The sequence below is a fragment of the Opitutaceae bacterium genome (genome assembly GCA_041395105.1).
In the GTDB taxonomy this organism is placed as follows: Bacteria; Verrucomicrobiota; Verrucomicrobiia; order Opitutales; family Opitutaceae; genus B12-G4.
Window position 1 is genome coordinate 174,639 of sequence record JAWLBB010000003.1, and the last position, 22,536, is coordinate 197,174.

At 63.2% G+C, this 22,536-nt stretch carries 19 protein-coding genes; 12 read left to right on the forward strand and 7 right to left on the reverse strand.

All coding sequences use genetic code 11. The features are described 5' to 3' along the window. Positions 1 to 105: 105 nt before the first annotated feature. On the reverse strand, positions 106 to 1,467 hold the full coding sequence (gene ffh, locus R3F07_12280; GenBank protein MEZ5277149.1) for a signal recognition particle protein: 1,362 nt from the start codon (positions 1,465 to 1,467) through the stop codon (positions 106 to 108). A 140-nt stretch (positions 1,468 to 1,607) separates the two neighbouring features. Here ffh and R3F07_12285 point away from each other — a divergent pair, with 140 nt between their 5' ends. The 7 genes from R3F07_12285 (at position 1,608) to R3F07_12315 (ending at position 9,705) form a co-directional block, all read left to right on the forward strand. Then, positions 1,608 to 3,851 (forward strand): hypothetical protein, encoded by a 2,244-nt coding sequence (locus R3F07_12285; GenBank protein MEZ5277150.1) that lies wholly within the window; start codon positions 1,608 to 1,610, stop codon positions 3,849 to 3,851. Between the two features lie 58 nt (positions 3,852 to 3,909). Then, entirely contained in the window at positions 3,910 to 4,392 is a 483-nt protein-coding gene (locus tag R3F07_12290) for an Lrp/AsnC family transcriptional regulator (protein MEZ5277151.1), read from the forward strand. Between the two features lie 21 nt (positions 4,393 to 4,413). Continuing rightward, positions 4,414 to 5,628, forward strand: a complete 1,215-nt coding sequence (locus R3F07_12295; GenBank protein ID MEZ5277152.1) for an aminotransferase class I/II-fold pyridoxal phosphate-dependent enzyme — start codon at positions 4,414 to 4,416, stop codon at positions 5,626 to 5,628. Beyond that, a complete protein-coding gene (der, locus tag R3F07_12300; protein MEZ5277153.1) occupies positions 5,628 to 7,025 on the forward strand; it encodes a ribosome biogenesis GTPase Der in 1,398 nt (465 codons plus the stop codon). The genes R3F07_12295 and der overlap by 1 nt, the downstream gene beginning before the upstream one ends. Positions 7,026 to 7,079: 54 nt before the next feature. After that, positions 7,080 to 8,060 carry a methionyl-tRNA formyltransferase gene (gene fmt, locus R3F07_12305; GenBank protein ID MEZ5277154.1) on the forward strand — a complete coding sequence of 327 codons (981 nt, stop codon included), beginning with the start codon at positions 7,080 to 7,082 and terminating at the stop codon, positions 8,058 to 8,060. 38 nt (positions 8,061 to 8,098) lie between these two features. Further along, positions 8,099 to 8,713: a LysM peptidoglycan-binding domain-containing protein gene (locus tag R3F07_12310; GenBank protein ID MEZ5277155.1), complete on the forward strand. Its 615-nt coding sequence runs from the start codon at positions 8,099 to 8,101 to the stop codon at positions 8,711 to 8,713. A 176-nt stretch (positions 8,714 to 8,889) separates the two neighbouring features. Then, on the forward strand, positions 8,890 to 9,705 hold the full coding sequence (locus R3F07_12315) for a ParB/RepB/Spo0J family partition protein (protein MEZ5277156.1): 816 nt from the start codon (positions 8,890 to 8,892) through the stop codon (positions 9,703 to 9,705). Between the two features lie 106 nt (positions 9,706 to 9,811). Here R3F07_12315 and R3F07_12320 read toward each other — a convergent pair whose 3' ends face one another. The 5 genes from R3F07_12320 to purE all read right to left on the reverse strand — a co-directional run bounded on the left by R3F07_12320 (position 9,812) and on the right by purE (position 16,969). Continuing rightward, positions 9,812 to 13,135, reverse strand: coding sequence for a UTP--glucose-1-phosphate uridylyltransferase (locus R3F07_12320; GenBank protein ID MEZ5277157.1), 3,324 nt, complete (start codon positions 13,133 to 13,135; stop codon positions 9,812 to 9,814). An 8-nt stretch (positions 13,136 to 13,143) separates the two neighbouring features. Then, positions 13,144 to 14,019, reverse strand: a complete 876-nt coding sequence (locus R3F07_12325) for a sugar phosphate nucleotidyltransferase (protein MEZ5277158.1) — start codon at positions 14,017 to 14,019, stop codon at positions 13,144 to 13,146. 132 nt (positions 14,020 to 14,151) lie between these two features. Further along, positions 14,152 to 15,225, reverse strand: a complete 1,074-nt coding sequence (locus R3F07_12330; protein MEZ5277159.1) for a LacI family DNA-binding transcriptional regulator — start codon at positions 15,223 to 15,225, stop codon at positions 14,152 to 14,154. Between the two features lie 64 nt (positions 15,226 to 15,289). Then, on the reverse strand, positions 15,290 to 16,468 hold the full coding sequence (locus tag R3F07_12335) for a 5-(carboxyamino)imidazole ribonucleotide synthase (GenBank protein ID MEZ5277160.1): 1,179 nt from the start codon (positions 16,466 to 16,468) through the stop codon (positions 15,290 to 15,292). A gap of 3 nt (positions 16,469 to 16,471) precedes the next feature. Continuing rightward, the gene (gene purE / locus R3F07_12340) at positions 16,472 to 16,969 is read right to left on the reverse strand and encodes a 5-(carboxyamino)imidazole ribonucleotide mutase (GenBank protein MEZ5277161.1); all 498 of its coding nucleotides are present in this window, start codon (positions 16,967 to 16,969) and stop codon (positions 16,472 to 16,474) included. A 157-nt stretch (positions 16,970 to 17,126) separates the two neighbouring features. Between purE and R3F07_12345 the strand changes: the two genes are divergently transcribed. From R3F07_12345 to R3F07_12365, 5 genes are all read left to right on the forward strand, one after another. Beyond that, positions 17,127 to 17,867 (forward strand): sulfite exporter TauE/SafE family protein, encoded by a 741-nt coding sequence (locus tag R3F07_12345; protein ID MEZ5277162.1) that lies wholly within the window; start codon positions 17,127 to 17,129, stop codon positions 17,865 to 17,867. Positions 17,868 to 17,955: 88 nt separating this feature from the next. After that, positions 17,956 to 18,429: a peptidylprolyl isomerase gene (locus R3F07_12350; GenBank protein ID MEZ5277163.1), complete on the forward strand. Its 474-nt coding sequence runs from the start codon at positions 17,956 to 17,958 to the stop codon at positions 18,427 to 18,429. 64 nt (positions 18,430 to 18,493) lie between these two features. Next, positions 18,494 to 19,213, forward strand: a complete 720-nt coding sequence (locus R3F07_12355; protein ID MEZ5277164.1) for a hypothetical protein — start codon at positions 18,494 to 18,496, stop codon at positions 19,211 to 19,213. Next, entirely contained in the window at positions 19,213 to 19,956 is a 744-nt protein-coding gene (locus tag R3F07_12360) for a sulfotransferase (GenBank protein MEZ5277165.1), read from the forward strand. The genes R3F07_12355 and R3F07_12360 overlap by 1 nt, the downstream gene beginning before the upstream one ends. A gap of 33 nt (positions 19,957 to 19,989) precedes the next feature. After that, positions 19,990 to 21,492 (forward strand): hypothetical protein, encoded by a 1,503-nt coding sequence (locus R3F07_12365; GenBank protein MEZ5277166.1) that lies wholly within the window; start codon positions 19,990 to 19,992, stop codon positions 21,490 to 21,492. Positions 21,493 to 21,951: 459 nt separating this feature from the next. On the opposite strand, the gene R3F07_12370 is transcribed toward R3F07_12365, so the two are convergent. Beyond that, positions 21,952 to 22,443, reverse strand: coding sequence for a hypothetical protein (locus tag R3F07_12370; protein ID MEZ5277167.1), 492 nt, complete (start codon positions 22,441 to 22,443; stop codon positions 21,952 to 21,954). Between the last annotated feature and the right edge of the window lie 93 nt (positions 22,444 to 22,536).

A 22,536-nucleotide genomic window follows, 5' to 3' on the forward strand; every position in this document is an offset into this window, starting at 1 on the left:
GATTGCCGACCGGTTGACGACCGAAAAAAGCGCACGCACCAGTCCTCCACGGTCGCGCGGGAGTGCGACCCGATCGACCCGAGGCGGACTTCGAGGGCGGCGTTCCTATAACCTGGGCAGGCCGCCTCCACCGCCGGACCCGCTCATGCCCGGCATATTGCCCATCTGGCGCATCATCTTCTTCATGCCGCCACCCTTCATCTTCTTCATCATTTTCCGCATCTGGGTGAACTGCTTGATCAGCTGATTCACGTCGCTGCTTTTCGTCCCGGAGCCCTGGGCGATACGCAGGCGCCGGCTTCCGTTCAGGAGGTTCGGGTTGAGACGTTCCTGACGGGTCATCGACTGGACGATGGCCTCGGCCTTCTTCATCCGGTCCTCGGCGTCGTTGCCGATCTTGACCCCGCTCATGCCCGGAAGCATGCCCATGATCCCCTCAAGCGGTCCCATCTTCTTGAGCTGCTTCATCTGGGCGAGGAAGTCCTCGAAATTGAAATCCGCTTTCCGGAGCTTCTCCGCCATCCGCTCCGCTTCCTTCTGATCGATGTTCTCCTGGGCCTTCTCGACCAGGGAAACGACGTCGCCCATGCCGAGGATCCGCGAGGCCATCCGATCCGGGTGAAAGACTTCGAAGTCGGCGGTTTTTTCTCCCACGCCGAGAAACTTGATCGGGCAGCCGGTCACCTCCTTCATGGAAAGCGCCGCACCGCCCCGGGCATCGCCGTCCATCTTGGTCAGGATGAGACCGGTAAGAGGAACGGCCTCGTTGAAGACCTTCGCGACATTGACCGCTTCCTGGCCGAGGGCGCCGTCGGCCACGAGGAGGACCTCGTCCGGCTTGATCCGCGCGCGCAGATCCTTGATCTCCTGGATGAGGGTTTCGTCGATCTGCAGACGACCCGCCGTATCGAAGATGATGGCATTGGCCTCGACCTGGGTGGCCTTCTTCAGTGCCGCCTCGGCGATGGCGGAGACATCGCGGCTTGTCCGGTCCCCGTAAAACTCGAAGGATTCCTGCCCGGCAAGAAACTCCAGCTGGTCAATGGCGGCGGGTCGGTAAATGTCGCAGGCCACCAGCAGTGGCTTGTAGGCCGACTTGGTCAGCAGGCGTCCCAGTTTGGCGGCGGTCGTTGTCTTGCCGCCACCCTGCAGTCCGACAAGCATGATCCGGAGAGGACGGTTCGTCTTGAGCCCGGTGCTGCCTTCGCCGAGCAGGCTGACCAGTTCGTCATTGATGATCTTGACGATCTGCTGACCGGGCGAGACCGACCGGGTGACCTCCTGGCCGAGGCACTTTTCCTTGACCCGGTCGACGAATTCCCGGGCGACGCGGAAATGCACATCGGCCGAGAGCAGGGCGGTCCGCACTTCCTTCAGGGCATCATTGACGTTTTCTTCCGTGAGCTTGCCGACGCCACGGATATTGCGGACGGCTTGGCTGAGCCTCTCGGTCAGTGTTTCAAACATGGGATCGAAGGGAAATTCTGGTTAGCGACGGGAGCGACGTGATCCTGTCCCTAGATCGTTAGGGCCCGGGGCTAAAGCCAAAAAAATCTCCTTTCTTGCGGCAGGCACCGTCATGCGACAGTTCCTTGTGGATGCGGTTGTTGCCCCGAATCCTGGTTTCGTTGCTCATGCTTGGACTGGCGATTCAGACTTACCGGGTGACGCGCCAGCTGACCTTCTATGCGCGAGACCGGATCTCTCCATGGACCATCACGGTCGATCTGGAGGCGGATCGGAATGGACTGGCCAAACTTTATTGGGACCGCGGTCAGGGCATCCGGGAGGTCGACTCGGCGGGGGCGACGGTAATCGGGAAGGCAGGGGTCCGGACACTCCGTTTTCCGGTACCCCACGACGCGTTCAGGTCAGTTCGGTTCGATCCCCTGCGTTCGGAGGGACTGGTTCGAATCCATCGGCTGGAGCTGCGATCGGGGTCGGGGCGGCTGCTTTACCCCGTGGATCTGGCAGGCGTCCGGGCCGGCAACCAGATCGCTTCGCTCACCATGGAGGACGGGGTGCTCGTCGCACGCTTCACGGATGGAGCCAGGGATCCTTACCTGTTTCTGGGCGCGATGGCTCCCACTTCAGGGGCGGCGGCCGGGAGAATCCCCTGGCTCGGGTTGACCGGGATCGCGGCGATGGTCGCGGGTTTGTTCGCGCTCCGTCCTTACACGGGTGAGTGGGTCGACCGCCTCCGGCGGCTCCGGATTCTTCCGCCGGCCTGGGTCCGCTGTATTGAGCGGATCGATCAACCTTGCCGGTTGTCATGGGTTCTTGGCGCGATCCTGGTGGGCCTTGTCCAGGCCTGTCTCCTTTATCCGCTTCACCATGCGATGGACCTGCCTCTCTGGGACGAAGCCCGCACCATGGCGAAAGGAGCTGCATTTCTGGCCGGCGGGGGGTTGGGAAATCCGCCCGATTCGCCGCTGGCATCGTTCATCTACGCGGGGTGGGTGAGTTTATTCAGCCGGATCGGCGCCATTTTCGCCGCTCACTACGCGATCAAGATCGCGCTGGCCGTGGTCGTTTTTCTATTCGCGGCCCGAACGGCTTCATCAATCCTGGCGGGACTCTCCCTGGCCGCGGTCTGGGTGATTTCGGATTTTCAGCTCGGACATCCCATCCTGACCTATCAGGCGGCCCTTTTCTGGTTTCTCCTCGGGCTCCTGACCCTCAAGCGCTTTCCAATCATCGCGATTGGATGCGTGGCTTTGGCCGCCTTGACCCGTCTCGAGTATCAATTCGCCTTAGTCGCAGTGGTGGCAGTCGTGGTTGTGGAACGGGTCCGGCGCGGTTGCGCGCGCTCGGGTGGTCGGGCCTGGCCGACTTGGCTGGGGGCCGGGATGGCCTGGGGCCTGGTCGGATTCGTCCTGCTCCACCTCGACGGTTGGAATTGGGGTGCAAATCGCGGCTGGTTCGCGGTGGAACAACATTATGCCCTGCACCTTCAACAGGAGGGGGAGTTCCCCGGGAACAATCCGTTCCTTGACTATCCCCTGGTGACCGAGCGGGATTTTCCCGGCGCTCAATCCCTGGGACAGGCCGCCCGGGTCAACCCCGGGGCATTGGCCAACCATGTCTGGTGGAACCTGCAACGGGTCCCGGCGGCCTATCTGGGACTCTGGCGACCCAAAGGAGCCGGCGTATCGGGATCGGGCCTGGCCATTCTCATCTGCCTTCTGGTGACTCTGCCCGGATGGGTCGTCTTGATTCGGAGTCCACAAGCGAGTGGTCGGCGAGCCCTTGAGATTCTCCGTGAAAACAGGAGCACCGTGGTCGCGATCCTGAGTGGGGCTCTGGTCATCGCACCAGGGGTGATTGTCTACGCAAAGGAATCCTACCTGCTCCCCGTTCTTCCTCTGGGGCTGGCCGTCATCGGCACACTGCACCGTCTGGGGGAAACCCAACCCTCAGCCCGATGGAACCGCCGCGCGTCAGTGCTGGCGGTGGTCATCGGGATCACCGGTTTGGTGATCAGCCCGCGACCCTTTGTTGCCGGAACCGAGCGATGTCCGGTCCGGGAGACACTGGAGATTCTGGAGGCCGCACTGCCGTCGAAGACCCCGGCAACACTTCTCGGCGTTTCCTCCGGATCCTATGCCGATCTCCTGGGTCCCGATCGGGTCAAGGCGGTCGAACCGCTGACCACCCACGGAGGCAATGCGGTAAATACCGGCGAGCTCAAGCTGGGGCACCTGCTCGCGGTGCATCGCCCGGACCTGATTCTGATCGACAGGAACTGGAGGATGTCGCCCTATTTCGACGCCGCAGGGGCGGCGGCCCTCGAAGACCAGGGATGGACGGCGATACCGGTTCCGGACGGGATCCTGCTGAAGCGACCTTGAGCCCGGCCGCGTTTTCCTTCTGGCCATGCCTCGGAAAAGGCTGGATAACCGACTTTCTATGAACGACGTGCTCAGACTCCTTCTTTCCGGTGAGACACTGGATCGCAGCCAGATGGCGCAGGTCCTCGGGGTTGACGAAGCCTCGATCGACGCCCAGATGACGGCGCTCGAGAAATCGGGAGTGCTCCTGGGATGGCGGCCGGTCCTGAACCCGGAAGTGGAGGAAGACGGATTGGTCCGGGCGGCGATTGAGGTGAGGATCACACCGGAGCGGGGAGGCGGATTCGACCGTCTGGCCGAAAGGATCAGCAAATTCGACGAAGTGGAGTCCTGCTACCTGATGTCCGGCGGCTTCGACCTCCTGGTCTTCGTCAAGGGCCGTTCACTCCAGAGGGTGGCCAGCTTCGTCTCGGAGCGCCTGGCCACGATCGAGGGGGTCCTTTCGACAGCGACCCATTTTGTCCTCCGGGCCTACAAGGAACAGGGCTACCTGATCAAGCACCCCGAGTCGGACACCGGGCGACTCTCGATTTCGCCCTGAGCCCGATCGAACCGAATGACGATGAACACGGCAGTGAACCCTGAAGTGAAAGGCCCCGGCACCTCCGACCCCGGGCGATTTGTAGCCGGCCATGTCGTCGGCCTGCCCCGGTCGGGCATCCGCGATTTCTTCGAGATCGTGGCCAGGATGGACGATGTGATCTCGCTGGGAATCGGGGAGCCGGACTTCGTGACGCCCTGGCATATTCGCGAGGCCGCCATTTTCGCACTGGAGCGTGGAAAGACCTATTACACCTCGAACCTGGGGTTGATCGAGCTGCGCCGCGCGATCAACCGCTACCTGGAGGCACACTTTGCCTTGTCCTACCGGCCGGACAACGAGATCCTCGTGACGGTGGGGGTATCGGAGGCGCTCGACCTTGCCCTCCGGGCCGTGGTCAATCCGGGTGACGGGGTGATGTATCACCAGCCGTGTTACGTTTCCTACAGCCCGAGCATCAGCCTGGTCCATGGGGTGGGCATCCCGGTGCGGACGACGGTGGATGACGCGTTCGGCATTGATCCCGACCAATTGGCCGCCGCCTGGCGGCCCGGCTGCAAGGTGCTCGTCCTGAACATGCCCTGCAATCCGACGGGAGGAATCACCCCCCGGGACCGGCTGGAGCGCATCGCCCGCTTCGCGGTGGAGAAGGATCTGCTCGTCCTCAGCGATGAGATCTATTCCGAACTTACCTACGAGGCGGTTCACACCAGCATCGCGACCCTGCCCGGGATGCGCGATCGCACGATCTTCCTGCACGGATTTTCCAAGGCCTTCGCCATGACCGGATTCCGGATCGGTTATGCCTGCGCCCCGGCACCTCTGATTGAAGCGATGATGAAGGTGCATCAGTACAGCATGATGTGTGCGCCGATCCTGAGTCAGGAGGCGGCGGTGGAGGCGCTCAATCACGGCGAGGACGATGTCCTGCGGATGAAGGAGCAGTACCTGCGGCGGCGTGACCTCATGGTCCGCCGGCTTCGGGAAGCCGGGCTCGGCTGTCATCAGCCGGGGGGCTCCTTTTATGTTTTTCCCGACATCCGGGCGACCGGAATGGATGACCATGCCTTTGCCGTCGGTCTGCTCAACGAGGAAAAGGTGGCGGTCGTTCCCGGCCGCGCCTTCGGACCCGACGGACACGGATTTGTCCGGTGCAGCTACGCGACGGCCTACGACAAATTGATCGAAGCCTGTGACCGAATCGAGCGCTTCGCTGGCAGGGCCCATTCCACCTGATGTCTTCACGTCGAACAGTCGCCATTGTCGGCCGCCCCAATGTGGGCAAGAGCCGACTCTTCAACCGTCTTGCCCGGAAACGGATTTCCATTGTCCATGACCAGCCCGGAGTGACCCGGGATGTGATCGGGACCGATATTGAGGGGCTCTACGAACTGCTCGATACCGGAGGACTCGGACTGGCCGCCGGCGATACTCCGGATCAGATCGTCAAAGCCGTCGACGCACAGGTCTATTTCGCAATCGAGATGGCCGAAGTCGTCCTCTTCCTCATGGACGGGACCGAGGGATTGACCTCGCTGGACCTGGAAATCGCGGAGCGTCTTCGCCAGAGTGGCAAGAAGGTCCTGCTTGTCATCAACAAGATCGACCATGACCGGCGCGATCCTCCCTGGGAGGAGATTTATTCCCTCGGCCTGGGTGAGCCGATCCTCATCTCGGCCGAACACGGCCGGGGGGAGGACGATCTCCGCAATGCCATTGCCCGGGTCCTCGGTCCACCCTCCGTCGAGACCGGCCCGGAGGAGAAAGCCGAGAAGCGCCTGAGCCTATGCATTCTCGGGCGACCCAATGTGGGCAAATCCTCGCTGAGCAACCGGCTGCTGAAAGCGGACCGCATGATCGTCAGCGATGTTCCCGGGACGACCCGCGAGACGATTGAGGCGGACTTTGATTATGTGTCCAAGAAAGGGGAGAGGTGGCCGTTTCACCTCACCGACACCGCGGGCATCAAGCACAGGATGAAGTTGTCGTCGCCGGTCGAGTACTTTTCCCAGGTGCGTTCGATTGATTCCATCCGCCGATCGGATGTCGTGCTCTTCGTCCTCGACGCCCTGGCCGGAGTCGGGCGCCAGGACCAGGCGGTCGCCGGAGAAGTGATCAAGGAAAACAAGCCCATGATCATCGTGGTCAACAAATGGGATCTGGCGATCAAGGCACTCGCCGAAGGCACCCTGCCCGAATACGAGGATGAAAAGGACTTCCGCGATTCCTTCAGCCGGGCGGCCCAGCGCAGTCTCTTCTTTGCCGCGGGCTCCCCGTTCGTTTATGTGTCAGCCCTGACCGGATACGCCGTGCAGACGATGCTGAAGGCAGCCCGGGATCTGGACCGGCGGCTCGACACCGTCATCCCGACCGGCCAGCTCAACCAGGCCCTCACCCGATTGACGGAGCGCAAGCCTCCGCCCCGGATCGAAGGGCGGCGTTTCCGGGTTTTCTATGCGGTGCAGACGGGGAACCGTCCGATTCGCATCCGGATCTTCTGCAATCAGGAACGCCGACTTCCGGAGTCCTACCGTCGCTATCTCGAATCGGGACTGGTCGACGCGTTCCATCTCAGCGGTTGCCCGATGGTCTTTGACCTGGTCGGCAAGGAAAAGCGTTACAAGAACGATTGAGAGGCGCGTGCGCCGTCCTACCCGGATTGAGGTCCAAGTGAGTGTTTCCTGATCATGACGCGCCTGGTTTTCATGGGGTCGGACCCGATCGCCCTGCCGCTGCTCGAGGCTTTGGCGGGGCGGATCGGCGGGCCGGAGATCGTCGCCCTCTACACCCAGCCGGACCGTCCGAGCGGGCGCGGGCAGCAGGTCAGGCCGAATCCGGTCAAGCTCTGGGCGATGGCCCGTGGGATCGAGGTCCTCCAGCCGGACCGCCTTGATGAGACGGAGCGGCTCAAGCTGGAATCGATCCGGCCCGACCTGATCCTGGTCATGGCCTACGGCCATCTCCTTCGTCAGAGCTGGCTGGATACACCTCCGCGGGGCATCTACAACCTGCACACCTCCCTGCTGCCGGAATACCGGGGGGCCTCGCCGATCCAGGCGACTGTTCTGGAAGGTGACGTCGAAGGCGGGGTGACCCTCATGAAGATGGTGGCCCGGCTGGATGCGGGGCCGGTGGTGGACCTTGAGCGGGTTCGCCTCGATCCCCTCGAGACGGCGGCCACGCTGGAGGCGAAACTGGCGGCGGCCTGCGTTCCGCTCGTGCAGCGGAACCTGGACTCAATCGGACAGGGGATCGTGGTCCTGCGACCGCAGGATGATTCCCGGGCCACCTTCACCCGGCGTCTGCGGAAGGCGGACGGGGTCCTGGATTTTTCGGCTTCGGCTGAAATGCTCGCGCGGCGGATCAACGGCCTGTTCCCCTGGCCCGGGGTGAACATCAAGATGGGCGACCTGTCCATTCGATGCGGCCTGGCCGAAGCGCTTCCCGAAGCGGGGGGCGACCCGCCGGGCCGGGTCCTCGGGTTTGATGCGGCGGGGTTGCGGGTGGCCACGGGTTCGGGTGTCCTCCGCATCCGCCGGCTCCAGCGGCCCGGCGGGCGGATGCTTGAAGCGACGGAATTCGCGAGGGGATTTCCGATCCCGGAGGGAACCCTTTTCGATTCCCAGGCCATGCCGGTCCTGGTGGGGAATGAGCCCCTGCGCGCTTGATGCTTGTTTTCGAGGACCGAATAGCGCAGCCTTTTCCCATGAAATCGCGGCTTTTTCATCGATTCTTTCTTTCGGTTTCGGGCATTCTGGCGTTGGCGGCTCTGCCGGCGACCCGGGCTCAGACCGGGTATCAGGGGTTGAACCCCCAGTATCAGGTCGCCAATATGCAGGAAGACATCCGGGTGCTCGACGAACGGACCCGCAGCCTGACGCTGCAGGTGGAGCAGCTGACCCGCGAGAACCAGACCCTCAGGGACCGCATCGACCGCATGGGGGATCTCACCTCCAACGTTGTGACCCTGGCCCAGCTCAATCAGGCGGTGGCGGAGGCGACCCGCGGTTACCAGGCGGGTGATCGTGAGATGCTCCTCAACGTAACCAAACAGATCGAGCAGCTGGCCAAGCAGACCCAGGCCGCGATCGACAGTCTGGCGACCGGCATTTCCCAGCGGCCGGCGACGGTCAAGCCTTCCATCAACTTCACCGATGACTACCCGAAGACCGGGGTGACCTACACGGTGGCTCCGGGCGATACGATTTCCTCGATTGCCACCCGGTTCAATTCAAGCATCAGGGACATCCAGAATGCCAACAAGATCGCTGACCCGAAAGGTCTGCAGGTCGGGCAGACCCTCTTCATCCCACAGAAATAGGCTTCATCATGGCGTCGCCAAAATCACGGCTCGGTCGAGGACTGGGCGCTCTCATATCGGGCGGTTCCCCGACCAGACAGGCTGCGGCCGAGCCGGCGAAGAAGCCGGCAGCCCCCGCGGCAAAGAAGGCCCCGAAGGCTCCGGTCAAGGCAGCGGTGCCTCCGGCGCAACTTCCCGTGAAGCCAGCCTCCACGGCGGCCGGCTTTGAGGATATCGCGGTTTCGGCGGTCGATCCCAATCCCTTCCAGCCCCGCCGGGAGTTTTCTCCGGACCAGTTGTCCGAGTTGGCCGAAAGCATCCGGTCCGAGGGGCTTCTCCAGCCGATCGTCGTGCGGAGATTGGGCGATCGCTATCAGTTGATCGCCGGCGAGCGCCGTTGGCGGGCCTTTCAGCTGATCAAGCTCAAGACCATCCCGGCGCGGGTGATCACGGCGGGCGATTTTTCGTCGGCATCGATGGCCCTGATCGAGAACCTCCAGCGGGAGAATCTCAATCCGATCGAAGAAGCCTCGGGCTACGCGAGCCTGATTCGGGATTTCGACCTGACCCAGGAGAAGGTGGCGGATCGGGTGGGAAAGGGTCGGGCGACGGTGGCCAATGCCCTTCGCCTCCTGCAGCTCGAAGCGGAGATCCAGGGTTACCTGGCCAAGGAGCTGCTCTCAACCGGTCACGCCAAGGTGCTGCTTGGTCTGGAGTCTCCGGAGGAACGACTGGCGATGGCGCGTCGGGCGATCGAGCAGGGGATGAGTGTGCGGGAAACGGAAAAACTGGTTCAGGCCGCCAGGGTCAATCGGGGATCTTCCGGAGGCCGCGTGCGAAAGGCACCCGCCGTCGAGCAGGCGGCCATCGCGGATATCGAGCGGCGGCTCGGCTCACACCTCAATGCGCGGGTCACCCTGAAGCACAGTCCGAAGAAAGGGCATATCCTGATCGAATACCAGGGTAACGAGGATCTCCAGCGGATCCTTGAGAAAGTCGGCGTCCGGACCTGACGGGAAGAAAAAGGCCGAAGGCCGGAGGACGAGGAAGTCAGGAGACGTTTCTTCGGGGCGGCGCGGATGAGCGCGGTGGCCACATCCGGATCCTCGGGCGCAGCGATCAATCCCAGGCGCAGAGGGACTCCAGGTGTGCCGCGGATCCGTCGCGAAGCCACCCGTCGAGTTGAGCCTGGTCCTTGAGCTGCTGGCCGCGGGAACGGGCCACGACAAAGAAGCGGCAATCCAGGTCGGGCAGCACGGTCATGTCGCCCCAGAGCTTCTCGAACTGAGCGACCGGGAAGATATCCTCCTGCCCATGTCCCCAGCGCTTCTTGACGTCTTTGATCGTCACGTAGGTCGGCATGCGCTCGGCGAGGGTACGGACACCTTCCTGAACCTTCCCGGCCTGATCGAGGTCGTCGCGATCCAGGCCGAACCGCCGCAGAACGGCGTCAATTTCGATCCATGAGGTGAGGGTGTTGTAGTAGGAGAGTTTGAACTCGTCTTCCTCGCGGGGCAGGGCGAGGCCCTCGATCAGCCGGAGTTGCCCGTTGATCCGGGCAAGTCCTCCGCCGCGGTCTTCGATCCGCCTGGCAATGACCTCGATACTCAGGGCGGCCCCGGTCGCCAGGTGACGTCCGAGAACGGCCGGATCGAGATCCGCGCCGAGCGTGTCGATATTGTGCAAAAGGAGGGTCGATAGCCCGGGCCGGATCTTCAGCAGGTCGCGCAGGGTGCCGTTGAGCAGCAGATTGGCCACCTCGTACCAATGGCCGACCGGGTGGAGGCACTGGAGGGGGAGATTGTCCCGGTAATCGGTCGCCTCTCCGGTCTGTTGCGCCCAGTCGATGAGAGCCCGGCGAAGGCTCTGCCGCACCTTTTCCTGCTGGGCGTCCAGTTGTTGCTGGGCCACTTCCTCCCAGGCGAAGCGCAGGTCGCGAACGGTCGGGACAAAACGCAGCCCGATCGACCGCCCCGGGGACAGGCGAATGGCTTCCCCGAGCCCGAACCCTTCGTGCCGATCGATGAACCGCTGGATCGGCCCCTGGGTCAGGTAACTGGTGGTGATGAGATGGGGCGGGATGGTCCCATGGAGCCGGCCCGCCCGACGGGTCTTGGCCAGGTGCACCTCGATGAAACTCCGGTGGCGCCCGGCCAGCCGGGCGAAGGGATGGAGCGCCTTGACCGTGCCGGCACCCTGGGTCCAGCGACTGCCGGCTCCGGCCGCCAGGGTAATGACTGCAACCCGGCCCTCGCGCAGGGCCTTTTCGCCCCTCCGGACATCGGAGGAATCACGGTTGGCGCCGGTCAGGTCCTCGACATCGCCGGGACGGACATCGTCGATCTGGGCACTGGGCGGCAGGCGATTCCGGGACAGGCCGATGCGACCGCTCTCCAGGTCGGCGCGGATCCGTTCGTGCTGGACCGGGTCGAATCCGTGGGTGAGGAGGAGCTCCGGGAGGGTCCGGGCATCGCCCTCCTCCTCCAGGTCGGGCTTCGGGACGAGGCGGGCGGCCAGATCGGCCGCCAGGCTGGAATTCGTACTCAAATGTTGGATGCGGAAGGTCTCGAGGTCGCTGCGCTGCGTCTGAGTGAGGAGGCGGGGGTCCTGTCGGATCCAGCGGGGGACCATCATGAGGTAGTATTCCGGAGCGATGGCTGCGTCCCTCCCGGACCGGAGCCGGGCGGTCGTGCCGGTCTCATTGATGGCAAAGTCGTAGACCACCGGGTCCATCGCAAACGGGAGGGCCTCTTCATAGTCCGCCTTGGCCTCGCGCATGATCCGGAGCAGCTTTTCCTGGGTGGCGGCCTTGTCCTGCGGATCAACCATGAATCCCATCCCGCCCCCCGACATCCCGCCGAGCATCCAGAATCCCCGGTAGGCCCGGCCCAGCGCGTTCCGGGCATCGGTGATCAATCGTTCGGTATAGGCGGTGCTGGCCCAGGGGATGATCGTCTGGAGCGGCCCCATGAAATTGCGTGTGGTCAGTTCGCCGAGGGAGGAGAGCTCGCCCTTTTCGAGGGAACGGACGATCCGGTCGAGGATTTCGCCGGCTTCCCGGCGGGCGACGGTTTCGCGATCGAGCTGGAGGAGGTACTTCTCGGTGACCATCTCGAGGATGGGGCCGACGTTCTGGGACATGCCGCCATGAACGAGGACCAGTCCGTCCTGGAGGGCTTGTCGGGATTCTGCGGATACACGGCTGCGGTCGAGCAGGGTGTGGCGGGGCAGCAGCCGGCCCCGGCTGGTTCCGAATTCGACGTCTCCCTCCCGGGCCATCTCCCCTTCAATCAGCTTGATGCCGGGCCAGACCCCGCCCGAATCCTGCCAGCCGCCGCCGGATCCGCCGAGCCACTCGCCGAGAATGGCTCGCCCGGCGACCGTGCGCCGCTCGTCTTCATTGAGCGGGCCGGTGAGCGAGCGGGTCTGGCCGGTGGCCCGCATGCAGAGGGCGATCAGGCAGGCGAGGAGGTTGGTCGACACGGCGAGACGGGATCCTTTCGGGATGTCCCGGACATGGCTGGTCAATTCGAGTCCTTTCCCGGGTCCGAGGATGCGCCCGAGCACCGCGGCCAGCGGCTGGCCCGAGCCTTCGAGGCCGGCCGGGACGATGCCCGAAGCGATGACGGCGGCTTTGAGCAGGCCGAGGTAGTCCTTGGCAAAGTCAAAGACGTCGGCGAGGTGGCTCAGGTCGGCGCTGGCCTCGAGATCGAGACTGGAGAGACGCAGAACCGGTTCGTCAATGACGCGGAGGTAGGCGGAGACAGGGGGGCGTACTTCGGCGTCGCGTCCGTGAACCCCGAGATCCACCGAGACATTGAGCACCCGGGCGCCTTCCGGGAAATCCATCCCGAGAAAAAAGATGTCGCTCCAGGCGCTGTGACTGAGGTCCATGCGGACCGGTGTCTCTTCAAAGAGGACGGGGCGGGGATCGCGCGGCGACTCCCGGGCCAGCATTTCCGGCCGGATGCGCAGGGGGTGGTCGAGGGCGTGCCCCATCCGGAACATCCAGCGGTTGCCCCGGACGGCCCGGACCGACTTCTGGACCTGGCTGGCGAGGGTCTTGAACGCCAGGCTGTGGTAGGCCATGGCCAGGGCGCTGCTCAGGGCGTCGGAACTGCCGTCTGCCTGCTGGACCCGTCGAAAGCTGGCAATGGCCTCCTCGTAGCGGCGGGCCAGGCAATGGTCAAATCCCTCGAACGGAATGCGCCCCACCGTTCGGTCGCCGAGATGAGGGGGCAGGAAGAAGCGGTGAATGGCGTAGAGAAAAAAGATGGACCGGACGCGGTGGTAGAAATTGTCCGCGGTGCGCCGGTAGGTCTCGAGGTCTTCGAGAGCGGCCAGCAAAGCGGGGGCATCGGCCTGCGCGCACCATTGCTCAAAGGAACGGATGGGGCCCTTGACCGGCCGATTCTCGACCAGACTGATAAGAATCGTGTCCACGTTGAAATCTATTGCCCGGGCGCCTGGAGATTTCCGCGGCTCATGGCATGGGCCAGTTCTTCGGTCAGGAGGCTGAGGACCTCCTCCCGATTCGAACCGTGCAGGCCGAGGGCGACCTGAGCCCGGAGGAAGCCGAACTGGACTTCGAGATTGGCCCGCCGGCCGTTGAGTTCGGTCGCCAGAAAACGTTCGCCGGCCGCGAGGGCATTGAGGGAAGGGGAGAGTCCGAACGGTTCGCCGGCCCGGGCATCGGCTTCGGATTGCAGAAGGTCGAAGACGGTCGGGGAAAGGATGTGCATGCCGAAAAAGCAGAGGTAATAGCCGTGGCGCAAGCCCGGCACCACGCACTCCTGTTCCGCCACGGTGGGGGTGGGCTTCTCGAAGATCTTTTCGATCTGATACATCCCGTCGCGGTTGGGCAGGACATTGCCGCTGATGGTGCCGTAGTAGGGAAGTTGACTCTCGTGGGTCGACTGAACGGCGGAGACCGAACAGTCCGCCGCTTCGGCGATCTCGATCAACTGGCGCGTGCAGCTGGTGGGACTTCCGCTGAGGTAAAGATGATCGCTGACCTGCAGGAGGAAAGGCTCGCCCGAGGCGAACTCGCGTCCGTGGAGGACCGCATCACCGTAGCCGAGCGGCTTCTTCTGTTCGATGAAGTGGACCCGCTCCTTGTATTCGACGAGCGCGGCCGCATAATCGCGACGGTCACCGGGCGCGAGAATGAGTCCGATCTCCTCTACTCCGGCCTGGAGGACTTCCTCAACCAGAAGGTGAATGACGCTGGACTGGCGTCCCGCTTCGTCGGTCAGGGTATGGAGGGGAAGATGACGCTGCTTGGGACCGGCAGCCGTGATGATGGCGCGTTTGACCTTGAAGGGCATGGTTGCGGGAGGAAGTCAGGTGAACAAGAATGCGGCAGGTCGGGTTTGGTGGATGGCCTTGAGGATGGGGAAAGCTGAAGGGTTTCAGGGAGAATCGACGCCCCAGGCACGTTCTGCAGTCGATCGGCGCCTTCAGACCGAGATGAAGAGTTTCCCGAGACGCCCGAGACCGGGCCGGGGTTTGCTCACGAGGGTCGGGCCTTCCGTCCACTCGCCTTCGAGGAGGATTGTCTTGGGATTCTCCGGGATGCCGCGTTCATTGCGATTGAGCTGGTCCATGATGGTTTCGACGGCGGCTTCTCCCTGCAGGTCCGGCCGCTGGTTCCAGCCGGAGGCCGGCAAGCCGCCCTCGGTCAGATTGAGGGAAGCGAAACCGACTTCCTCCGGCACCTTGACTCCCCGTTCATTCAACCAGGTCACGACGAAGTCGCGCGGGGAAATGATCGCGTCCGGCTTCCACCGGTCGAACCAGGCATCAAACTCATCTTTGGCGTAGAAATCGGAGACCAGCGGAGGAATCCGGAATTCCTCGGGTATCTGTTGGTTGTACCAGTAGTGTGAAGCCAGCATCTGGTGATTGACCCGCAATTCAGTTTCCCGATCGCTGTAGAGCCCGACGCGGTTGTATCCGAGATCGGTCACTTTCTTGAGGGCGAGCCTCATCCCGCGGCCATGATCGGCGCAGACCCGATGGAGGCGCGGGTGGCGCAGACTGTAGGCGATGGTGGCAAGGGAGAACTGATCGAAGTCCAGTTTCAGCTCCGACAATGGATTGGGCATGGACAGGACGAGGACGCCCTGGATTCCCCGCGCGAGGATGATCTGGTTGATCCGTTCCTCGGTCATGGAATCCTTCCGGAGAGAGAAGACTTCGGTCTTGCATCCCAGGATGGAAGCCCGGTGACTTGCCCCCTCGATGACGCGCCGGTTCCAGGGGGAAACCGACTGAGGTTGGTTGCGGTCGGCGGCATCGATCAGGGCAAGAACCAGGCTGTCGGTGGGCTGCTTGGCTTCCCGCACCTGGGACATCAGCGCGGTGACAAGGGGGTTGGGTTTGTAGTGAAGGCGCGCAGCTGCATCTTCGACCAGCTTCCGGGTTTCGGGCCGGACCTTCGGGCTGTGGCGGAGAGCCTCCGAAACCGTCGAGATCGACAGGCCGGTCTCCGTGGCGATGTCTTTGAGGGATGCTCGGATTTTGTTGGGCATGGGAGATACTCTTTCTGGAGGGGGAAGCCGCTGCCGGATCGGGCGGATTGATCCCAGGTGGCAGTCAGGAATGGATCGAAGAAGCGGGTGAGTGTTCGTGGGGGGGACGGGCGGCCGGAAAGACGACCGGTCGCAGCGAAAGCGCTTTTTTCAGGGCGAGATCGACGGACTCGGCCAGAACGCTGAAGTGTCCCATTTTCCGGCCCGTCCGGGCTTCGCCTTTCCCGTAAAGGTGCAGTTTCAATCCGGGCTCGGCCAACAGAACGGACCAATTGGGTTCGCCCCGGGACCATGCCTGGCCGAGAATGTTCACCATGACGACCGGGCGCAGCAGGTCGGTCGAGCCGAGCGGGAGTCCGCAGACGGAGCGGACATGCTGCTCAAATTGGCTGGTGACACAGGCATCGAAGGTGAAGTGGCCGGAATTGTGGGGACGGGGCGCGAGTTCGTTGACCAGGAGAGCGCCGGTCTCCGTTTGAAAGAGCTCGACGGCCAGGAGGCCGGTCAGATCGAGGGCGTCGGCGATCGTCCGGGCGAGTTCGACCGTGTCCCGGGCGATGCCCGCGTCTACCCGGGCCGGGACGATCGAGAGATCCAGAATATGGTCGGTGTGGATATTCTCGGAGAGGGGAAAAACGGCGGTTTGTCCCTGCGGGTTGCGGGCCACGATTACGGAGAGTTCCCGTTCAAAGGGAATCCAGGCCTCCAACACGCCGCGCGGGGCGTTGAACTCCTTCCAGAGCGCTTCGGGGTCGTCCGGGGGCGCCGGAATCTTGATCTGACCCTTTCCGTCGTAGCCGAAATCGGCGGTCTTCAGGACACAGGGAAAGCCGATCGTTTCCAGAGCCCGGGTCAGCTCGGCGGCGTTGGCGACCACCTGAAAGGGAGCGTGAGGAATGCCGGCGCGGCGGAGGAAGTTTTTTTCCCGTTCCCGGTTCTGGCAGATATGAAGGATCTCGGCGGACGGATGGAGCGCCCGGCGGGCGGCGGCGAAGCGCACGGTGGATGCGGGGATATTCTCAAACTCGTAGGTCAGGACGTCGGCACTCTTCAGGAAGGATTCAAGCGCCTCCTCGTCTTCGTAGGGTGCGGTGAACACCCGGTCCGCCACAGCGGCGGCCGGGCAAGCCGGAGCCGGCTCGAAGATGGAAAGGCCGAAGCCCATCCGCCGCGCCGCGATCCCGGACATCCGGCCCAACTGGCCGCCTCCGAAAATGCCGATCGTCCTGCCGGGTTGGATCATGGATCAATCGAGTCGTGCCTTGAGGACGGTATCTGTCTGATCCCGCCGGAAGGCGGCCAGCCGTTCGGCGAGACCGGGATCACCGAGAGCGAGAATGGCCACGGCGTAGAGGCCGGCATTCCGGGCACCCGCCTTGCCGATGGCGAAGGTCGCCACCGGAATGCCTCCGGGCATCTGGACGATGGAGAGGAGTGAATCCATGCCCTTGAGCGCTGCGGATTCGACCGGGACGCCGAGAACGGGAAGGGTGGTCATGGAGGCTGCCATGCCGGGAAGGTGGGCGGCTCCGCCGGCTCCCGCCACGATGCACTTCAGTCCCCGGGTGGAGGCGGTCCGGGCGTACTCATACAGTTTCCCGGGAGTGCGATGCGCGCTGACGACCTCTTTCTCATAAGGAACGGCGAAGGCATCGAGGACATCGGTCACGTGCTTCATCGTGCTCCAGTCGGAGGTGCTTCCCATGATCACCCCCACCTTGGGCAGGCTGCTCTCTTCGGTCATGGCTCCAGCACACGCATTCCCCCTCACGGGGTGAAGCCCAAAGTTGCTTTTCGGGCCTCATTGAGGCCCCCGGGGGGTGCTTTTCCACGATCTTTCGCACCGGGCAGGCCGGAATCGGTCCTTTACGCCGGCCGGACGGTAGGCACGATCGGCGGCCGTGGATCCACCCCTGGCGACGCTTCTGCTGATTCTGCTCATCGTGTCGGTGACGCACTTTCTGGGTTCTTTCGCCGCCTACGGGTCCAGTCTGCTCGCGATGCCATTTTTCATGGCGGCGACGGGGGACCTGGAGTTCTCCATCGGTGTGCTCATGCTGATGGGAGGAGTCCAGTCTGCGGTCATCCTCCGGCACAACTCCGCGTTCATCGACTGGAGGAAGCTGGGGCTGATCTGTGGGGGAATGATACTCGGGGCGCCGATCGGAGTTCTTCTGGTGGAATCTCTTCCCCGCCGTGAGATTCTCCTGGTGCTCGGCGGTGTCCTCATTCTCTCGGGCCTGCTCGGACTCTTTCACCAGACCGAGCGGCACCGAACCTGGCCGGCCTGGTTGAATTTCCTGGTCTTGATGGGGGCAGGTGCCGTTCACGGAGCGTTCGCTTCGGGGGGCAGTGTCCTCATTCTCTACGCGCGGAATGCCTTCACGCAGAAGGAGACCTTTCGGGCGACCCTGGCGGCGGTCTGGATCTGCATCAATGCCCTGCTGCTGATCAGGCTCGCCTGGAGCGGTCAGTTTCAGATGCGGGTGCTGCCGGCGGCCGCCATGGCGACTCTCGTGGTCATGGGTGCGGGCCTGGCGGCCGAAAGGCTGGTGGCGCGTTTCTCGCATCGGGCGTTCATGATCCTGATTTCGCTGCTCCTCCTGCTCTCCGGTCTGGTGACCCTGTTTCGCGCGGCGTGACCTGCGGCTGCCTCAGGCGTTTTTTTTTTGCTTGGCCCGTCGTCATCGATGCCTGACCGTTGCGCTTCAATCCTGAACCAACTTCCCGATGCAACCTGACGTCATCTCCTTCAGCTACATTCTCCGCGATCAGCAGGGTGAAATCCTTGACTCATCATCCGCCGATTCACCGATCACCTTCCTGACCGGAGCCGGGACCATCATCGAGGGTCTCGAGACTCCCCTGATCAAGACGCCGCTGAACGTCCGCAAGGAGGTCATCGTCAAAGCTGCCCGCGCCTATGGGGAACGTGATGAACGGATGATCCAGACGGTCGAGCGCGATGCCCTTCCGGTCGAGGAAATCAGTGTCGGCGATCAGTTCCAGGCGGGGGAGGATCATCATGCCCCGATCGTCCGCGTGGTGGCGATCGAAGGCAACAAGGTGACCCTCGACGCCAATCACCCCCTGGCCGGCCAGGATCTGTTCTTTGAAGTCGAAGTGCTCTCGCGGCGTCCCGCGACCGAGTCCGAGATCTCCCATGGCCATGTTCACGGACCCGGCGGACATCACCACCACTGAGCCGAAGAAACACAATCGAGCAGGACGCGACTGACCGGCCTGCATCGATCCCGATCATCACACCATGTCCGGTTGGGTCATCCACGCGAAGGCTGTCGAGGAATCGGGGCTGTCCGTTGCAACCGGTGCTATCGAGAGTCCGGCGGACCGCGATACCCTGCAGTGCGGGTGGATCAACCCCTTCCGCGGCTGGGTTCTCCTGGAAGAGACAGCAGGTGGCTCGATCCGCCGACACCGGCCCCAGGCCCTGCGTGTCTACTCCGGTGACCGGCGCGTGGGATCCTGCCAGTGCGGCCTGCCGCGTCCGGATCTGGTCGGTCCGCTGACCGGGCAAGAGGCGGTTGAAGCGGGCTTTCAGGGCTATGTCTACGTGCCGGCCCCGTTTTCCGCCCCACTGCGTTTGATTGCCGTGCTGCGCGACGGCAGCACCCGGCCATTTGCCCGGTGGGACCCGCAGGAAGAACCCGAGCCCGTCGTCTGTTTCGGTTACCTTGATCGCAGGGCGACTCCGATTGTCGGAGGAGGGGGCGAGGTCGAAGTGGCGGGCTGGGCGTTCATCCCGGGTCGCCTGACCTGCGGGCTTCAGGTTTTTCTCGACGATCGACCCTCGCTTGAATGCGCCTTTCCCCTGCCTCGGCCCGATGTAGCCCGACGTTTCGCACGCGAACCCCAGGCCGGCATGAGCGGATTCCGCGCGATCTTTCCCGTGAGGGGCAACGCCGGCAAACCCGTCATCCGGGTCCAGCTCACCGATCAAGACGGCCGAACAGCCGAACTCTCCTGATGTCCGAATCCCCCGTCGTCATTGTCACCGGCATCGAGCATTCGGGTACCACGCTGCTTGCCGAATTGCTGCTTCAGCATCCGGGACTCGCAGGGGGATTTGAGGGAGGACTGCTCCTGGCATCGGAGCCGGCACGGTTTCCTGAGATTGATCCCTGGTATGAATGGATGATGGACTCGGTTGAGGCGGGTTATTGGGGCATCCCGGAATCGCTGATCCACCGCGTCTGCCAGGCCGACAATTGGAGGGCGGCCTACGAGGCGATCCGCGAAACATCGCCCCTGTTCAGGGGGCGCACTTCGCGACTGCTTGACAAGACTCCGGCCTATCAGGCCTGTCTTCCCCGGGTCATGGCCAGGGCACCGGCCGGAACTCCGTGTCTGGTGATCGAGAAGACCCCGGTCGATCTCTGGCGTTCGTTCCGAAAGCGCACGACCTTCGCCGACTTTGAAGAGCGCCGGCGTCACTACCACCAGTCCTGGAGGGAGGCTCAGGAGACCTGCGGCAACCAGTTGCTCCGGATCCGATACGAGACACTCTGCCAGGATCTGGAAGGGGAACTGGAGCGGGCCTTCCGATTCATCGGATTGGAGAGCCCCGCTGCCTTTGCGCGCATGGCGGACAGCGTTCGTGACCGTTTTGAGCACGACAGGGCACTTCCACTCCCGCAGGAGGAACTCGATCGGGTGAAGCGACTCGCGGACGAACTGCGTATCGATTCAGGATTTTCGCGGCAGGCTTGATTGAAGCGGCGCTTTCACCCATCAACGATGCCAATGATCGGCTCCCGATGGGTGTTTCTTCTCCTGATTTCCCTGCTGGGACTATCCGCACGCGGATCGTTAACGACCTTCGATATCCTGGTCCTCAATGCCGAGCATCTCTTCGATGTCGACGGCGATGCGCTTTTCTCTGATTTTTCTCCCGACAAATACGGCCCGGGACAGGTGCTGACCAAGGTCCGGCACATTGCCGAGATTGTCGCCGCAGCAGGCGAAGGGCAGGGTGCGGAAATCATCCTGTTCCAGGAATTCGAGGTCGATCAGACCCCGGGACCAGGTCGTCTGGACCCGGAGTCCTTCCTCGAGCGCTATGCCGCCGTCCCGCTTGTCGATATGCTCCGCGAACCGCTTGACCCGGAGATCCGCAATCTGCCGGTCGAGGCGTTTGTCCTCAAGGCATTGGCCGAAGCGGGACTGGGTCCTTATGACATCCGGGTCAGCGATTACCGGGCCGATCCCACCGGACGGACGATCGCCCACAAGAACGTGGTCTTCTCGCAACTCCCGATCGAGGAAAGCCGGACGCTCCCCACAGACGGCGCTCGCGGCATTCTTGAAGTGGTGGTCCTGGCCGGTGACTCTCGGCTCCATCTTTTCAACAATCATTGGAAATCGGGAGCCGGCGATGCAGAGTTGGAGAAGATCCGGGTCGGAAATGCCCGTGTCCTGCGTGAACGCCTGGATGAGATCTTTGCGGCGGATCCCCTGGCCGATGTGGTGGTCGGCGGCGACTTCAATTCCCAGTACGATCAGAAACTGCGGTATCCCGCGATGACCCGGACGGCGCTGAACGACGAGCTCGGGTCGCAGGGGAACGAGGCCGCCATGCTCGATCTCAAAGGACCCGACCTCTACAATCTCTGGTATGAATTGAGCCCGGACCAGCGGGGCAGCGACACCTACCGCAATGAATGGGGCACCCTGATGCACCTCATCGTTTCCCGGGGGCTCTACGAACGCCGGGGAGTGACCTACATCGACAACTCGTTCCGTGTGATCCGACTGCCGGGGCGAAACGCGGATCCTGTCACCGGTACGCCCATTCGCTGGCATGCCACCAGGGAAAGTGGCTACGGCTACACCGACCATCTCCCGATAGCGGCACGCTTTGCCTTTCCGGAGGCTCCCGCGCCGTCCTGGATCGATCTGACGAATCCGGGCACCGAAGAGCTCACGCCCCGGGTGAGGCCCGCCGTTTCACCCGAACAGGTCGGAGGCCTGCCCGAGAGTCGCAGACTCCTGGACACTGGTCTCCTCGGATTCAGCTTCCGGCTCAAGGCAGAGGTGGCCGCGTTGAACCCGCTATCCGTTCGTCGGGGCGACGAAGTCGTCGCGGTCTGGATCCCGAATCCAGGGTTGCGGGAGCAGATGCTCTCCGTCTGGAAGCCGGGGGAGCCGGTCGAGATCGTGGCCACCCTCGGCTACTACCGGGACGCCTGGCAACTGGTCATCGAAAGCCCGGACTGGATCCTGTCCGAGGCCGCGGCGGCCCGGTGACGGAAGGCGGCGCGCCCTTCCCCGGGGGCGACCCCGGACGTTTGTAACGTATTATGTTACAAACCAAACAAACCGTAGGGTGCTGTAATGGCACTTGGTTGGTGAACGTTGAGGGAAACATCGCGGGCCGCGGCTGTGCTTTCCGACACCATCGAGATGGGCCGTGACGGGTCGATGGCGCGCCCGGCGATCACGCGCTACCGCCAGATCGGTCACCTCCGTGTAGGCGTGAACGCTGGGCGGGCCCTTCCCCGCGGGCGACCCCGGACGTTTGTAACGTATTATGCTACAAACCAAACAAACCGTAGGGTGCTACGTTTGGTTTTTGGTTCGAAAACAAACCCGTTCATGCTACGTTTTGTTTTAGCGGCCGGGGACAACGCCGGCAAGGCCGCCTCGCGGCTACGTCCATTCCGCGGTCGGCCGGGCGGCACGCCTCCGGGCGACTCCGCACGGTTTTCAGGCGGTTCTGCTGATCCGATCGATGACCTTCTCCGCGATCCGCTCAAGTTCATCAAAGCAGCCGGCGAATCGTTCCGGATCCTGCGCTCCTGTTTCCGGGTCATAGGTGTCGGTGAAGTCGTGCCGGCCTTCTCCGATGAATTCGTAAAACAGCATGACTTTGCCTGCAGGAATGCGGTCTCCGAATCGGGAAAGCAGATCCTGCCTGCGTTCGCGGTCTGCCGCCAGAATCAGGTCGGAGTCCACGAGGTGTTGCAGGGTCTCGGCATCGAGCACATGGCGTTCCACGGTTCCGTTCAGGCCCCTGCGCCTCAACTCCCGTTTCACTTCTTCAAGAAGGCGCCCGGCATGCGGGTAGGCGTCGACGGGCGCGCTGCCGCAGGAAAACAGGTCGAGGCTCAGTGATGCCTTTCGGGCATGGTCAGCGAGAAAATGGTGGAGTATCTGGCTTCTGGCGATATTGCCGTGGCAGAGAAGGCATATTTTCATGATCTGGACTCAAACACTCCGGACTGGGGTGGATCGCCGGGTCATGGAATCCGGCGGACGGCTGCTTCCCGAACCTTGAGGGCAGGACCATTC